The 15,069-nt window shown below is 53.1% G+C and carries 9 protein-coding genes; 5 read left to right on the forward strand and 4 right to left on the reverse strand.

The window, feature by feature from the left end; genetic code table 11:
* Positions 1–321 precede the first annotated feature (321 nt).
* The 3 genes from OSC10802_RS42370 to fghA all read left to right on the forward strand — a co-directional run bounded on the left by OSC10802_RS42370 (position 322) and on the right by fghA (position 5,919).
* Positions 322–3,609: an NACHT C-terminal alpha/beta 1 domain-containing protein gene (locus OSC10802_RS42370; protein WP_017720343.1), complete on the forward strand. Its 3,288-nt coding sequence runs from the start codon at positions 322–324 to the stop codon at positions 3,607–3,609.
* Between the two features lie 207 nt (positions 3,610–3,816).
* Complete coding sequence (locus OSC10802_RS0129310) at positions 3,817–4,926, forward strand: S-(hydroxymethyl)glutathione dehydrogenase/class III alcohol dehydrogenase (protein WP_017720344.1); 1,110 nt, start codon at positions 3,817–3,819, stop codon at positions 4,924–4,926.
* Positions 4,927–5,070: 144 nt separating this feature from the next.
* On the forward strand, positions 5,071–5,919 hold the full coding sequence (gene fghA, locus OSC10802_RS0129315) for an S-formylglutathione hydrolase (RefSeq protein ID WP_017720345.1): 849 nt from the start codon (positions 5,071–5,073) through the stop codon (positions 5,917–5,919).
* A 1,783-nt stretch (positions 5,920–7,702) separates the two neighbouring features.
* Here fghA and OSC10802_RS0129350 read toward each other — a convergent pair.
* Entirely contained in the window at positions 7,703–9,151 is a 1,449-nt protein-coding gene (locus OSC10802_RS0129350; protein WP_026098921.1) for a bifunctional orotidine-5'-phosphate decarboxylase/orotate phosphoribosyltransferase, read from the reverse strand.
* A 512-nt stretch (positions 9,152–9,663) separates the two neighbouring features.
* Here OSC10802_RS0129350 and OSC10802_RS0129355 point away from each other — a divergent pair.
* Positions 9,664–10,725 carry a photosystem II reaction center subunit D1 gene (locus tag OSC10802_RS0129355; protein ID WP_017720353.1) on the forward strand — a complete coding sequence of 354 codons (1,062 nt, stop codon included), beginning with the start codon at positions 9,664–9,666 and terminating at the stop codon, positions 10,723–10,725.
* Positions 10,726–10,801: 76 nt separating this feature from the next.
* On the opposite strand, the gene OSC10802_RS0129360 is transcribed toward OSC10802_RS0129355, so the two are convergent.
* From OSC10802_RS0129360 to OSC10802_RS0129375, 3 genes are all read right to left on the reverse strand, one after another.
* Positions 10,802–12,172: a helix-turn-helix domain-containing protein gene (locus tag OSC10802_RS0129360; RefSeq protein WP_017720354.1), complete on the reverse strand. Its 1,371-nt coding sequence runs from the start codon at positions 12,170–12,172 to the stop codon at positions 10,802–10,804.
* Positions 12,173–12,725: 553 nt separating this feature from the next.
* The gene (locus tag OSC10802_RS0129370; RefSeq protein ID WP_017720356.1) at positions 12,726–13,517 is read right to left on the reverse strand and encodes a Uma2 family endonuclease; all 792 of its coding nucleotides are present in this window, start codon (positions 13,515–13,517) and stop codon (positions 12,726–12,728) included.
* A 123-nt stretch (positions 13,518–13,640) separates the two neighbouring features.
* A complete protein-coding gene (locus OSC10802_RS0129375; protein ID WP_017720357.1) occupies positions 13,641–14,444 on the reverse strand; it encodes a Uma2 family endonuclease in 804 nt (267 codons plus the stop codon).
* Positions 14,445–14,675: 231 nt separating this feature from the next.
* Between OSC10802_RS0129375 and OSC10802_RS42375 the strand changes: the two genes are divergently transcribed.
* Positions 14,676–15,069: photosystem I reaction center subunit IX (locus tag OSC10802_RS42375; RefSeq protein ID WP_044170223.1), on the forward strand; the 394-nt coding region annotated here is incomplete at its 3' end.

Raw genomic sequence — 15,069 nt, forward strand, 5'->3', positions numbered from 1 at the left:
GTGCCGGGTGCCGGCGCGTGGGAGCCGGTTGCCGGTGACGGGGATTGGGGGAGGGCTGGTCGAATTCGGGGAAAAGGGAAAGTTGTGTGTGCATCAGCTGAATTGTTGAAATCGATACTTCAGGGATACCAAGCCCGATGAGTGGCTCACCAGAGCAGGACAGTGCATTTCGATCTGCACTGTTCTGCACTACCATCTGCCCCTAGCAATGGACTAAGCTATAGGTAGCCCTCATCTACCCAGATGCTACCGATGAGTAAAACTCCCAAATCCCGAAGTGTTCCAGCAACCCGAGAAGGACTTGATAAAGTTCGCCAAAGAATGGCTGAACTGCAAAAACCTGGAAAGTCTGACAAAAAGGGTTGGACTCAACAAGACCTTGCGGATAGGTCAGGCGCGAGTATTGATACAGTTAAGCGGTTCCTTGGCGGAAAGCCAATTGACAAAAAATTTGTGATCTGGATTACAGAAGCGTTGGGTTTAAAGCCGGCAGAGGTTGTCAGTCAGAAGGAGTGGGATGAGCCAACCCCTATCGACTGGCGCGAGGTTTGCCGGCGGATGCTGGCGCAGCGACTGACAAGCAACCGGCTGATGCCCTCGGAGGGCATGAAATCTGACCTGGAAGACATGTATGTGGAGCTGCCACTGGTGCGGCAAGCGCAACCAGACAAACGCCGGGGTGATGTGCCGGCAGAACAGGGCTCACTATTATATGAGCCAGCGCAGCGGACAGAAACTGAGCGTTTTGAATACCGCCGATTTCTGAGTGATGTCCTCGGCACGAAAAAAAGCGACAAAATCGCGATTGTTGGGGAAGGAGGAGCCGGTAAAACCACGCTCTCACAGAAAATTGCCTTCTGGCTGCTAGAAAATACAGGTGATTTGGCGATTTGGGTGTCTCTGGGAGACTTGCAGGGGAGAAGCTTGGGGGATTACCTGCGGGAAGTTTGGCTCTCTGAGGCGATCGTGGGTGCCGGTGAGGAGATTCGGGTAGAGTGGGAACAGCAGTTCAGTGAGCGGCGGGTGTGGTTGTTGCTCGACGGGCTCGATGAAATGGCTGCTTCCAGGCGCGATGCCCTATCTTTACGGGGTTGGCTGGCTCAGTCGCGGGTGGTGGTGACTTGCCGGTTGAATGTCTGGCAGGCAAACACCGGCATTCTGGACGGTTTTGAAACTTATCGCACTCTACCGTTCCAGCCAGAGCAGGTGGAGAAGTTCATTGAGAATTATTTCCGCCAAAATAGGTCGATGGGGCAGAGCTTGTGGCAAGCACTCAAGCAACCGGGGAAAGAGCGGATTAAGGACTTAGTGAGAAATCCCCTGCGGTTGATGCTGTTGTGTTCCACATGGCACTGGCGGGAAGGCAAGTTGCCGGATACCAAGGCGGAACTCTACGAGCAGTTTGTCGAGACAATCTACCAGTGGAAAAAAGACCGATTCCCCACGACATCCGAGGGGCGACGGCAACTGAACGCGAAGCTGGGAGAGTTGGCGCTTAAAGCTATTGACGGAGAACCCACCCGCTTTCGCCTGCGCCACCGCTTTGTCTGCGAGGTTTTGGGAGATCCAGAGGATGCCGGTTCTCCGGCGGAGTTAGCGCTGCAATTAGGCTGGCTGAATAAGGTGGGCGTGGATGCGGATAGCCCCCATCAACCTGTTTACGCTTTTTTCCATCCGACGTTTCAGGAGTATTTTGCGGCGTGTGCGATTCCGGATTGGGACTTTTTCCTGAAACATGTCTTCCACAACCCCAAACAAGGCACCTACCGGATTTTTGAGCCGCAGTGGAAGGAGGTGATTTTGCTGTGGCTGGGGCGAGAGGATGTGGATACGGAGAAGAAGGAGGAGTTTATCAAGGCGCTAGTGGAGTTTCAGGATGGGTGCCCGGAGTGGGTCTTAAAGTACAAGGGCTTTTATGAGTACCGAGCCTATTTTTTAGCTGCTGCCGGTATTGCCGAGTTTACGGAGTGTCGCTTTGCTGATGATATTGTCAAGGTACTTGTTAAGTGGGGCTTGGGTACAGAGATTAGGGATTTTAGCGGGCATATTGAGATTCTCAAACAGCTTATTAAGGATGGAGCGCGACAAAGCTACGCTCCCGATAAGATGACAGCAAAAGCCAAGGCAACACTGCAAGAGACTGATCGCCGCAGAGCAATCGATGCCCTGATTGAACTGATCCGAAGCACTCCCAATGAAGATTTTCGTCGTGAAGCAGTTGAGAGCTTGGGGGACATCGGCATCGGCAACCCAGAAGTTAAGGCGGTGCTGATGGAGTTGATGTGCAACAGTCCCGATGACCACATTCGTATGAAAGCGGCTGAGAGCTTAGGGAAAATCGACCCTGGCAACCCAGAAGCAATCGCGACGCTGATTGATCTGAGACACAACAGTGCTGATGAGTACATCCGTGTTGAAGCGCCTCTTAGCTTGAAGGAAATCGCTCCAGACCACTCTGAAGCAGCCAGAGTTTTGCAACCTAACTTGTTTCTAGAGTATGTGAATTCGGGGCAACTTGACCCTGAAAACCCCGAATTGATCGAGTCGCTGGTTAAGAAGGTACGCTCCACTCCTGATGGGAGCGAACGTATGACGGTGGTTGAGTATTTGGGATATACCGTCCCCGGAAACTCCGAAGCGGTCGAGGCGCTGATTGAGGTGATTAAGACCAGTAGCGATCAGGACGTTTTTCGGGAAGCGGTTAGGAGCCTGGGGCGAATCGGCAAAAGCGACCCCAAAGCGATACGCATGCTGATTGACTTGATTGGCACCAGCCAGAATTGGGTCATCCGTTGGAATGCAGTTCAAAGCTTGTACCACGCCGAGGCGCTACAATCAGAAGCAATCTGGGTGCTAATTAACCTGATTCGCACTAATCACCATAATCTCATCCGTATTGCAGCGACTAAAAGCTTGGGGCGAATTCTCCAAAAACACCCGTTGCCCTCAGCAGTCTCAGCTTTGAAAAACTGTCTGTTTCCTCAGAGTCGTAGCGATAACGATTGCGATCTTAAACTTCACCTACGCTGCTACGATGTCCTTTTGGACTGTGCGCAAACCATGCCTTACCCAGATTATTATGAGGCTTGGCACAGTGCGCCTTTCCTTCCTGCAGAACTTCTAGAAACCACCGGCATCGGTTCCACCCCTTCAACACAAAGCCTCAACCTGTCCAACTTACCCCAACTGCTCACCGGCACCCTCGCCAATGACGCACAACTGAGCCAATCTGTCAAGCCAATTTGCATCGACGGGAGCAAATTCATCGACCGGCACAACCCCGCCGCCAAAATATATGCCGAGATGGTCAAAGCCGGCTGTCCCAAATGCGCAGACGGCACCCCCCAAACCATGCCGGCGCTGCAAACCTATTGGGATTTGCTGGAAACCGACAAACGGATTGCCTTAGTCTTCTACGAAAATCCCAACGCAGGAGAACCGCAGGGCTTTAGCGAAACCTTCCTCGATGCGCTGAGAAAATTTGACGGAGCGATTTGCTTAGTGAGCGAACAGCCAGAGAGCCGGTTGAAAAGCTTCTCTCCCACGCAGCCGAACTTGGTAGAAGATATTGTAGCATGGGGGAGAGAGGTCATCCTGGAAAATTTCTGATGATCGCAGCTCTGAACGATAAAATAAGCCCCAAAATATATCTTCCACTACAGTAGGCGGCAGCCCACCTTTTGGGCGTTCCCAGGCTGCTCCTGGGAACGAGTGGGACTCTGCCACCTCCGTGAAAAAAGGATGAAAAAAGGATGGAAATGTCACCGGCTCTCCGATATAATGCTGTCACGCCCCAAATCGCCCTCGGAGCCAACTATGGACGTAAAAGCAGCCGTAGCCTTTGAAGCAGGCAAACCCTTAAGCATCGAAACCGTCAAGCTCGAACCCCCCAAAGCCGGCGAAGTGCTCGTGGAAATCAAAGCCACCGGCATCTGTCACACCGACGCCTACACCCTCTCCGGTGCCGATCCAGAAGGCTTATTTCCCGCTATCCTGGGACACGAAGGTGCCGGCACCGTCGTCGAAGTGGGTGCCGGTGTCACCAGCGTCAAACCCGGCGATCGAGTTATCCCCCTCTACATCCCAGAATGCCGGCAGTGCGAATACTGCCTCAGCATGAAAACGAACCTCTGTCAAGCAATTCGCGTCACCCAAGGGCGCGGCGTCATGCCCGACGGCACCAGCCGGTTCTCACTTGATGGACAGATGATTCATCACTACATGGGAACATCCACCTTTGCCAACTACACCGTACTCCCAGAAATTGCCGTCGCCAAGATTCGCGAAGACGCCCCCTTCGAGAAAGTTTGCTACATTGGTTGCGGCGTCACCACCGGCATCGGCGCAGTCATCAACACCGCCAAAGTCGAGGCGGGAGCCAATGTGGTAGTATTCGGACTGGGCGGCATCGGACTCAACGTTATCCAAGCCGCCCGCATGGTGGGCGCTAACATGATTGTGGGCGTCGATATCAACCCCGCCAAGCGAGCGATTGCCGAAAAATTCGGCATGACACACTTCGTCAACCCCAAAGAAGTCGAGGGCGATTTAGTTCCCTACCTCGTCAATTTAACCAAAGGCGGCGCAGATTACAGCTTCGAGTGCATCGGCAATGTTAATGTCATGCGCCAAGCTCTGGAGTGCTGCCACAAAGGCTGGGGCGTCAGCGTAATTATCGGCGTTGCCGGTGCCGGTGAGGAAATCCGCACCCGCCCCTTCCAACTCGTAACCGGGCGCGTTTGGAAGGGCACGGCTTTCGGCGGTGCCAGAGGGCGCACCGATGTCCCTAAAATTGTTGACTGGTACATGGAAGGCAAGATTAATATCGACGATTTGATTACGAATGTCATGCCGGTCGAGCGCATCAATGAGGCTTTCAATTTGATGCACAAAGGCGAGTCTATCCGCACTGTTGTCACGTTTTAGGCGGTTTTTTCCTGCTGGGAGCATATCGATAAAGCTGCTCAAGGAAAACCCCACCCCCAACCCCCTCCCCGTGTACGGGGAGGGGGCTAGAATTAAAGCGCTTTCTTAAGGGAGAATATTAGCTAATCGCTAAAAATTAAATTTATGTCACCTTCCCCCAAACCCATCAGCGAATACCGTTGCTTCGCCGGCACAGTCGGCTTTTACAGCTATCCCTCAGAAACCTGTGCCGGCGAAATGCGATTTTCCGTCTACCAGCCACCCCTGGCAAAATCCCAGCGGGTGCCGGTGCTGTATTATCTTTCCGGCTTGACTTGCACTGAAGAGAACTTTATGATAAAATCGGGGGCACAGCGATATGCCGCCGAACACGGGTTAATGCTCGTTGTGCCAGATACCAGCCCTCGCAACACCGGCATTCGGGGTGAGAGCGACAGCTGGGATTTGGGCGCGGGTGCCGGTTTCTATGTGGACGCCACCCAGGAACCCTGGCGGGCGCACTATCAAATGTACAGCTATGTCGTGCGCGAATTGCCGGCTATTATTGCAGAGCATTTCCCCGCACAGCCAGACCGACAGAGCATTTTTGGCCATTCTATGGGCGGTCACGGGGCGCTGGTTTGTGCGCTGAGAAACCCGCAGCAATACAAGTCAGTTTCAGCCTTCGCGCCGATCGCCGCACCGATGCGCTGTGCGCTGAGTCAGAAGGCATTCACCAATTATCTGGGTTCCGATATGGAAAGCTGGCGTCAGTATGATGCTTGCGAACTGGTGCTCAGTGCGGGCTACAATCGCCCCATTCTGATCGATCAGGGAAGTGCGGATCAGTTTCTAGCTTACCAGCTATTGCCAGAGGCGTTTGAGCAGGCGTGCGCGACTGCCGGTCAGCCCCTGACTTTGCGCTTCCAGGAAGGTTACGATCACAGCTACTATTTCATTTCCACCTTTATCGAAGATCACATCCGCTTCCACGCTGCGGCTTTGTGGGGGTGATAATTTGGAATTGGCATAGCAGTTGGGTGCGTTGCCCTTGGGGGAACGCACCGTAATTTTGCGGGGTTATAGCGGTTTTCAGTTGGATGAAGTACATGCCAGAAACCCGGTTTCTTAAAGAAACCGGGTTTCTCAGTATCTCACTGATATGAAAACCCCTATAAGCTTGGCGGTTGGAAACCGCAGCTATACAGACAAAACCCGCCTGCGCGGGTTTCAAGAATTGCAGAATTTCGCGCAGGCGGACGCAAGGCAAGTAAGCCCTTAAATTCCATTTCCCATGTACTTTTCGGTTCAAGCTGGGGGTTAAGCTTGGCGGTTGGAAACCGCAGCTATACAGACAAAACCCGCCTGCGCGGGTTTCAATAATTGCAGAATTTCGCGCAGGCGGACGCAAGGCAAGTAAGCCCTTAAATTCCATTTCCCATGTACTTTTCGGTTCAAGCTGGGGGGTTAAGCTTGGCGGTTGGAAACCGCAGCTATACAGACAAAACCCGCCTGCGCGGGTTTCAAGAATTGCAGAATTTCGCGCAGGCGGACGCAAGGCAAGTAAGCCCTTGAATTCCATTTCCCATGTACTTTTCGGTTCAAGCTGGGGGGTTAAGCTTGGCGGTTGGAAACCGCAGCTATACAGACAAAACCCGCCTGCGCGGGTTTCAATAATTGCAGAATTTCGCGCAGGCGGACGCAAGGCAAGTAAGCCCTTAAATTCCATTTCCCAGGTACTTTTCGGTTCAAGCTGGGGGGTTAAGCTTGGCGGTTGGAAACCGCAGCTATACAGACAAAACCCGGCCTGCGCGGGTTTCAAGAATTGCAGAATTTCGCGCAGGCGGACGCAAGGCAAGTAAGCCCTTAAATTCCATTTCCCAGGTACTTTTCGGTTCAAGCTGGGGGGTTAAGCTTGGCGGTTGGAAACCGCAGCTATACAGACAAAACCCGCCTGCGCGGGTTTCAAGAATTGCAGAATTTCGCGCAGGCGGACGCAAGGCAAGTAAGCCCTTAAATTCCATTTACCAGGTACTTTTCGGTTCAAGCTGGGGGGTTAAGCTTGGCGGTTGGAAACCGCAGTTATACAGACAAAACCCGCCTGCGCGGGTTTCAAGAATTGCAGAATTTCGCGCAGGCGGACGCAAGGCAAGTAAGCCCTTAAATTCCATTTCCCAGGTACTTTTCGGTTCAAGCTGGGGGGTTAAGCTTGGCGGTTGGAAACCGCAGTTATACAGACAAAACCCGCCTGCGCGGGTTTCAAGAATTGCAGAATTTCGCGCAGGCGGACGCAAGGCAAGTAAGCCCTTAAATTCCATTTCCCAGGTACTTTTCGGTTCAAGCTGGGGGGTTAAGCTTGGCGGTTGGAAACCGCAGCTATACAGACAAAACCCGCCTGCGCGGGTTTAAAGAATTGCAGAATTTCGCGCAGGCGGACGCAAGGCAAGTAAGCCCTTAAATTCCATTTCCCAGGTACTTTTCGGTTCAAGCTGGGGGGTTAAGCTTGGCGGTTGGAAACCGCAGCTATACAGACAAAACCCGCCTGCGCGGGTTTAAAGAATTGCAGAATTTCGCGCAGGCGGACGCAGGCTGGGAACGAGGCAACGAGGGAACGAGGAAAAAACCGCGCATATTTTTGAGAGTCTCGCTCTTCTCTTAGCCCACGTTGGGCGAAGCCCTTCCCGCAGGGTAGGCGGGCTTCGTTTGTATAGCCGCGATTTCTAATCGCCAGGAAACTAACAAAATAAGTGCGTGACACCGGCACGTCACGCACCCTACTGGGAGGGGGTGGGAAGTCTCAGTGGGGCTCTACGAGCACTTTGAATTTCTCAGTCTCAATGCGACCGGCTTGATAGAGGGTTTCGGCAATTTCTGAAATCTCCAAAACTGCATGCCCCCGGTAGCCATTCTGCCGCAGCCGGTCTTTCACCCCTTTTTCGTGGTCGATAAACACGACAATATCTTCTACATTTAGCCCAACGGATTGGAGTTTGGCCGCACCTTCCATCGCACTATTGCCGCTGATGAGAATGTCATCTACGACCACAACTCTCTCTCCAGGGTGGAAATTTCCCTCTACCAGCCGTTTTGCGCCGTGGGCTTTCACTTCCTTGCGCGGGAAGATCATTGGGCGGTTCAGGCGCAGCGCTAGCCCTGTGGCTGTGGGCAACGATCCGTAAGGAATGCCGGCTATTCGGTCAAATTCCAGGTCTTTGAGAATGCCGGCGTAGGCGCTGACAATTTGATGGAAGATTTGCGGCTGGGAGATGATTTTGCGCAGGTCGATGTAGTAAGGAAAAATGGCTCCTGAGGCTTGTACGTGGTCGCCAAAGGTAATGCAGCCGATGTCGAAAAGCTGCAATATTAAGTCCCAGTGGGGGTTTTTTTGCAAAGAGCAAACATCCGGAAACCAGAGGTTGCAGGCGGGACTTTCTTCCAGCACCCGCAGGCGCTGCTGGTTGATCGTGTTGCGCAAGGCAAACAGGGCTTCTGCCGGCTCGTCGCTGGCTAATATATGTGGGGGTGCCGGTAGGAGCAGCCCCTCGCCGTGTGGGTTTAAACCGGCAGCCAGGATTTTGGCCAAGTCTTGCTCTTCTGACGGGCTTCCGAGCACGAGAATCAGGCGTTCTGGCGCTGCAGCGCGGACGCGAGCCAAAATATCCGGTATTGCCGCGCCCACTTCCAGTCCCAGCTGTTCGGGGGTGCCCCAAGTTTTTGCCGCTTCCACCATCTGCAAGTACAGGGGTAAGTCTGTCCCTGGATAGTGCTGCAACACCGGCGCGGAGAGATTTGCCGGCGCGCACATCACGAAGACGGCTTTATCGGGGTAAACCAAGAAGGGGGCGATCAGGTCCTGTCCAGGGTAGGGCGACAGGGTGCACGCATCGGCACGCCAGTCTTCAAAGACAGTGCGGGCAACGGCTGTGCTAGTGTTGATGTCGCTGTGCTTGGCATCGAGAATCACGGGGATGTGGGTGGGGATGGCGGCGAGGGTTTCCTGCAGCAATTCCAAACCGGGGGCACCCAGGGCCTGGTAAAATCCCAGGGTGGGCTTGTAAGCGCAGACGAACTCTGCGGTTTCCCGGATGGTGTCGAGCAGCCACTCCCGCAACCCACCCAGGAGGCTGTTGCTGTCCGAGCCGGTGCGGTAGCGCTTGGGCAGGCTGTCTGGATCGGGGTCGAGCCCCGCGTACAGCAAGCTCTGATTGCGCTCCATCGCTGAAAGCAATCGATCCGAGAATCTCATTAGTTTTTCTTATACCTACGACAAGTTGTAGCTCCCGGCTTCCTTGTGAAGCGAGAGCGAAAGCGGCGGCAAATGGCTGCCGGTGCTAACTCTGAAGAAATCTTAAAGCGTATTCCTCCTATATTAACCCAAGGTGTGCACCGAATGAGGCAGAGCCTCCTTTCACGGCGTTCCCAGGCGGGAGGCTGGGAGCGAGGGGACAAACTGCAGTTGGGCTAAAGCCCAACTGCGAACTTTGGGCTAAAGCCCAACTGCGAACTTTGGGCTAAAGCCCAACTGCGAACTTTGGGCTAAAGCCCAACTACAAACCGGACTGCCCAGGGGCGAACAGCTGTTGGCCCTTACTGGCAGCGGCCCGGGAAATCATATAAGTTTTCCAAATACTAGGTATAAATAACAATGATTAATAAAGTGTTGCGGAATGTTAAGCAGCGTGTCATATTAGATTCAGGCGAGAGCGAAATCGCCAAACATCATACGAACCTCGAAAAATCAATAGCAATCATAAACACATGACCACTACCTTACAGCGCCGTGAGAGCGCCAACGTCTGGGAACGGTTCTGCAGCTGGGTCACCAGCACCGAAAACCGCATTTATGTCGGCTGGTTCGGCGTCCTGATGATCCCCACCCTGCTCACCGCCACCATCTGCTACATCATCGCCTTCGTTGCAGCTCCCCCAGTGGACATCGATGGCATCCGCGAGCCGGTTGCAGGTTCTCTGCTCTATGGCAACAACATCATCAGTGGTGCAGTTGTCCCCTCGTCGAATGCTATCGGTCTGCACTTCTACCCGATTTGGGAAGCGGCTTCCTTGGATGAGTGGCTGTACAATGGTGGCCCGTACCAGTTGGTGATTTTCCACTTCCTCATTGGCGTCTTCTGCTACATGGGGCGTGAGTGGGAGTTGTCCTACCGGCTCGGGATGCGTCCTTGGATCTGCGTAGCTTACAGCGCTCCGGTTGCTGCTGCAACTGCAGTGTTCTTGATCTACCCGATCGGTCAAGGTTCTTTCTCCGACGGTATGCCTCTGGGTATCAGCGGAACCTTCAACTTCATGTTGGTGTTCCAAGCTGAGCACAACATCCTGATGCACCCCTTCCACATGCTCGGTGTTGCCGGTGTGTTCGGCGGTTCTCTGTTCTCCGCCATGCACGGTTCTCTCGTCACCAGCTCTCTGGTTCGCGAAACCACTGAAACCGAGTCTCAAAACTACGGTTACAAGTTCGGTCAAGAAGAAGAAACCTACAACATCGTTGCAGCTCACGGCTACTTCGGTCGCCTGATCTTCCAATACGCTTCCTTCAACAACAGCCGTTCCTTGCACTTCTTCTTGGGTGCTTGGCCGGTGGTCGGTATCTGGTTCACCGCTCTGGGTGTCTCCACGATGGCGTTCAACTTGAACGGGTTCAACTTCAACCAGTCTGTGATTGACTCGCAAGGTCGGGTTATCAATACTTGGGCTGATGTGATCAACCGCGCCAATTTGGGTATGGAAGTGATGCACGAGCGTAACGCTCACAACTTCCCCCTCGACTTGGCTTCTGTTGAAGCTCCCGCTATCAAGGGCTAAGTTTTACCCCGGTATGAGACCGGATAAATTCGGTCTCGACACCAACAAAAAGCGCTCCTCGAAAGGGGGCGCTTTTTTATTGTCTGAATTTGCGCTGAATGTATTGTTGAAATACAGGATTGATGCGAAACCTCACTTGCGCTCCCACTTGAACTTTTTCCACTAAGCCGCGTCGCGCTAAAGATTGGATGGCTTGCCAAACTTCTGATTGGGATAAGTCACTATCTGCCGGCACATCTGAAATATCAACAGCTTCATCTTGACTCGATAACCAGTAGCTCACCTTTGTTTCTAACTCCGACAGACGCGCTAAATGAGATTCTAACAGGGGTTCTAAGTCACCTAAAAATATCCAAGTCCCACCGGCAAGAAACCGGGAAACGCTCCCGTTGAATAATTCCACTATTGTTGAAGCTATAATATTTAACCAGTAAGGATGGCCTTGATAGAGGGCGATTAGCTCTGACCATTTCTCCTCATCTGTTAATCCTTTCTCTCTTAAGATTTCTCTGGCGGCTTGTTCTCCTAAGCCTTGGAGGTGCAATGTTCGTGCGGGCCGGCTTTCTCCTTCTAAGGGAGTGAGTTCTCTGGGCTTTTCCCAACTGATGAGAATTAAACAACTCTGGTGAGATGAGGTGGCTACTTGTTGAAAGAATTTGCCATAATCCTCACAGCCGGCTAAATATTGACCGGCTAATTGGCCAGGTTGAAAAATATTCTGCACGTCATCCAGGATGACTAAACAGCGAGAGGAGCGAAAATAATCAATAACTGTAGGGAGTGGGGTGGGTTGCGCTCGGCAAAAAAATTGCTTGAGTTCGGTTTGCAGGGTTGAAAGGGTGGGGGCGTTACTGAGACTTCGCCAAATAATGCAATCAAATTCGGTTTGGATGTCTTCAATGAGTTTGAGCGCCAGTGCGCTTTTGCCAATTCCACTCAAGCCGTATATGGCAATCAATCGCGTGCCGGTTTGTAAAATCCACTGTTTGAGGGTGGAGAGTTCTGACGTGCGGTGGGAAGAGTCTATTAATGCCGGTGCGTCTGTTAAATCGATTATTGGCGATAGGTTTTTGTTTTGGGGCGCGTCAGGGGGAGAGGGCGAAGGCGTATTTTGCCCACAGATAGTGATGTTTCCATTGTTGGTGCCAACAATCTGTAGGCGCTCCCCATAATTAGAATAAATAGTTGAGAACCCTCGGTTTTCCAAGAGGGAGCGAACATTAGAGCTTTTTACATCTTCTCCGAGCGTCTCAGATAGAAGCTTCCACAATCTCCACGCTGGCTTTTTGACATGATCGTAGCTGAGATGATGAGTGTCCGCGATTTCTTCATAGTTCTGGTGTTGCCAAACCCCCTCTAATATGGCCTTTTGGAGTGAGTCGAGATGTTTGCCGGTGTTGGCCAATACCTGCTCGTCAGTCCATTGCAGGAGTTCTAGGATGTCCATAGGTGAAAGTGGGGAGAGTATGGGACTATCCCACTTTACACCACATTTCCCCACTTTGCCCACTAAATCCCACTTTTTCCCACAATCCGCCTTAGGAAATTTGCCCACTTTTTCCCACGAAAGAACTCTTGACGGCTTGGGGGGGATTTTGAATAATTGAGCAGTGGGTATGGATTACAACCCAATCAGTCCCCTTACTCTTGGGAAAGAATCACTATGAGTGAAGCTCTCACTACAAAAACGGAATCGCCTACAAATACGTTGGCCAAGGCGGAAAAGAGTGCTAAAAAGTCGGGATTTGGCAAAACAGTTAAGATTGTCAGTCTTATTTTTTGGTTGCTTGTAGTTCTACTCGTGTTAATTCCCTTACTGGGACGATTGGTGATGAGTATAACTCGTTCCCAGGCGGGAGCCGGGGAACGCCCAGTCTGAGGCTCCGCCTCCCGTATCCGTTGTTCACATCTCCCTACTGGTTCGGCTGGCAATTTCTAATATCCATACCAGCCGATGCCCTCTGCGTGCGACACCGGCATGTTCAACAACAGCCCTTCCCCTAAACAGTATCCGGATCTACCCCCATCGCCCTTAACTGGGCGGCGAGACGTTCAGCCCGCTGACGTTCTTGCTCAGCCTGCTCTTGGGCCTGTTCAGCCCGCTGACGTTCCCGCTCAGCCCGCTGCTGCGCAGCTTCCTCCGGTAACAGCACCAGATTGCCTTCCCGATCGTAAAACCGCAACCACACCGCCGTCTCCCGATCTATTGTCCCCTCCCAGGTTCCCAGCCAAAAGCCCAAAGTCTCGCACCACAGCCACCCCCGCTCATCCGCCACTAGGGGCTGATAGCCTTGGGAACTGTCCAAATGCCACCCCTGCAAGGAATTCCGGTTAAACGGATTGTACACAAAGTAATCCGGTGTCCTGAAAACCCGCTCGTAAATCTCCTTTTTCGGGCCGGTGTCTATCTCAGCACTGATCGGTGATGTCAGCTCTACAATAACATGCGGGTAAAGACCGCCCTCCTCCCACACCACCCAGCCTTGGCGGGGGTAAGAGCCATCAATATTGAGCACGGCAAAAAAATCTGGCCCTCGGAAGCCCTGGTAGCACTGATTGCGAAATTGAGCGCTGCTGTAGTAAAGAAACATATTCCCGCCCGTAAAGAAGTCATTGCGGTCAGCCCAAGCTTGCTGCAATGACCGGATCAGGACGTTCATCGCAATCCGGTGCCGGTTGCTCTCCAAGGGTTCACCATCATCAAATATTAAGTCCGCCGGCGGCATGGGGGGTTCCCACTGCTCATCCACTGGGAGTTCGGGGCTTGTCTCAACAGTCAGCTTTCCTGACATTTTCTCAGCTCCCTACTTCTGGAAGTTCTAGGTTATAGACGATTTTAACCAAACCGGCAGCCCCACCGGCACCCGAAGCGTGCGGCTTTGGGCGTGCCGGCACGCCCAACAACAGCCCTTCCCCTAAACAGTATCCGGATCTACCCCCATCGCCCGCAACCGGGCGGCGAGACGTTCAGCCCGCTGGCGTTCTTGTTCCACCAGCTGTTGAGCCTGTTGAGCTTGTTCTTCAGCCTGTTCAGCCCGCTGACGTTCCCGCTCAGCCTGCTGCTGCGCAGCTTCATCCGGTAACAGCACCAGATTGCCCTCCCGGTCGTAAAACCGCAACCACACCGCCGTCTCCCGATCTATTGTCCCCTCCCAGGTTCCCAGCCAGAAGCCCAGCCTCTCGCACCACAGCCACCCCCGCTCAGAAGCCACCAAGGGCTGATAGCCGTGGGAACTATCCAAATGCCACCCCTGTAAGGAATTCGGCTCAAACGGGTCAAACACAAAGTAATCGGCTGTCTTGAAAACCCGCTCGTAAATATCCTTCTTTCTGCCCTTGTCTATCCGAGCTGTGCTTGGGGACATCAGCTCCACAATCACATCCGGGTAGCGACCGCCCTCTGACCACACCACCCAACCCTGTCGTTCCTTTGTCCCATCCACATCCAGCACGACAAAGAAATCTGGCCCTCGGAAGTCTTGGTTGCGAACTTGGTCGCTGCTGTAGTAAATGAACATATTCCCGCCCGTAAAGAAGTCGTTGCGGTCAGCCCAAGCGTGCTGCACTGACCGGATCAGGGCGTTCATCGCAATGCGGTGCCGGTTGCTCTCCAAGGGTTCTCCATCGTCAAATATTAAGTCCGCCGGCGGCATGGGGGGTTCCCATTCCTTGTCCACGGCGGGTTCGGGGCTTGTCCCAGCAGTCAGCTCAACTGACATTTTCTCAGCTCCCTACTTCTGGAAGTTCTAGGTTATAGACGATTTTAACCAAACCGGCAGCCCCACCGGCTCGGACGTGCCGCTCCCACCGGCCACCCCCACCCTCCGATAAGCAAAACTTATCTATCCCATCAGAACAAATGCTGGTTTACCCCCTTTACAAACCTTAACAGGCTGTTTAAGATAGAAACATCATACGAACCTCGAAAATTCAATAGCACTCATAAACACATGACCACTACCTTACAGCGCCGTGAGAGCGCCAACGTCTGGGAACGGTTCTGCAGCTGGGTCACCAGCACCGAAAACCGCATCTATGTCGGCTGGTTCGGCGTCCTGATGATCCCCACCCTGCTCACCGCCACCATCTGCTACATCATCGCCTTCGTTGCAGCTCCCCCAGTGGACATCGATGGCATCCGCGAGCCGGTTGCAGGTTCCCTGCTCTATGGCAACAACATCATCAGTGGTGCAGTTGTCCCCTCGTCGAACGCTATCGGTCTGCACTTCTACCCGATTTGGGAAGCGGCTTCTCTGGATGAGTGGCTGTACAATGGTGGCCCGTACCAGTTGGTGATTTTCCACTTCCTCATTGGCGTCTTCTGCTACATGGGGCGTGAGTGGG

It is taken from the genome of Kamptonema formosum PCC 10802, from assembly GCF_000332335.1.
Classification (GTDB): Bacteria; Cyanobacteriota; Cyanobacteriia; order Cyanobacteriales; family Oscillatoriaceae; genus Oscillatoria.

Coding starts and splice junctions, on each gene's coding strand:
- OSC10802_RS42370 (WP_017720343.1), top strand. CDS start 322: ATGGCTGAACTGCAAAAACCTGGAAAGTCTGACAAAAAGGGTTGGACT.
- OSC10802_RS0129310 (WP_017720344.1), top strand. CDS start 3,817: ATGGACGTAAAAGCAGCCGTAGCCTTTGAAGCAGGCAAACCCTTAAGC.
- fghA (WP_017720345.1), top strand. CDS start 5,071: ATGTCACCTTCCCCCAAACCCATCAGCGAATACCGTTGCTTCGCCGGC.
- OSC10802_RS0129350 (WP_026098921.1), bottom strand. CDS start 9,151: ATGAGATTCTCGGATCGATTGCTTTCAGCGATGGAGCGCAATCAGAGC.
- OSC10802_RS0129355 (WP_017720353.1), top strand. CDS start 9,664: ATGACCACTACCTTACAGCGCCGTGAGAGCGCCAACGTCTGGGAACGG.
- OSC10802_RS0129360 (WP_017720354.1), bottom strand. CDS start 12,172: ATGGACATCCTAGAACTCCTGCAATGGACTGACGAGCAGGTATTGGCC.
- OSC10802_RS0129370 (WP_017720356.1), bottom strand. CDS start 13,517: ATGTCAGGAAAGCTGACTGTTGAGACAAGCCCCGAACTCCCAGTGGAT.
- OSC10802_RS0129375 (WP_017720357.1), bottom strand. CDS start 14,444: ATGTCAGTTGAGCTGACTGCTGGGACAAGCCCCGAACCCGCCGTGGAC.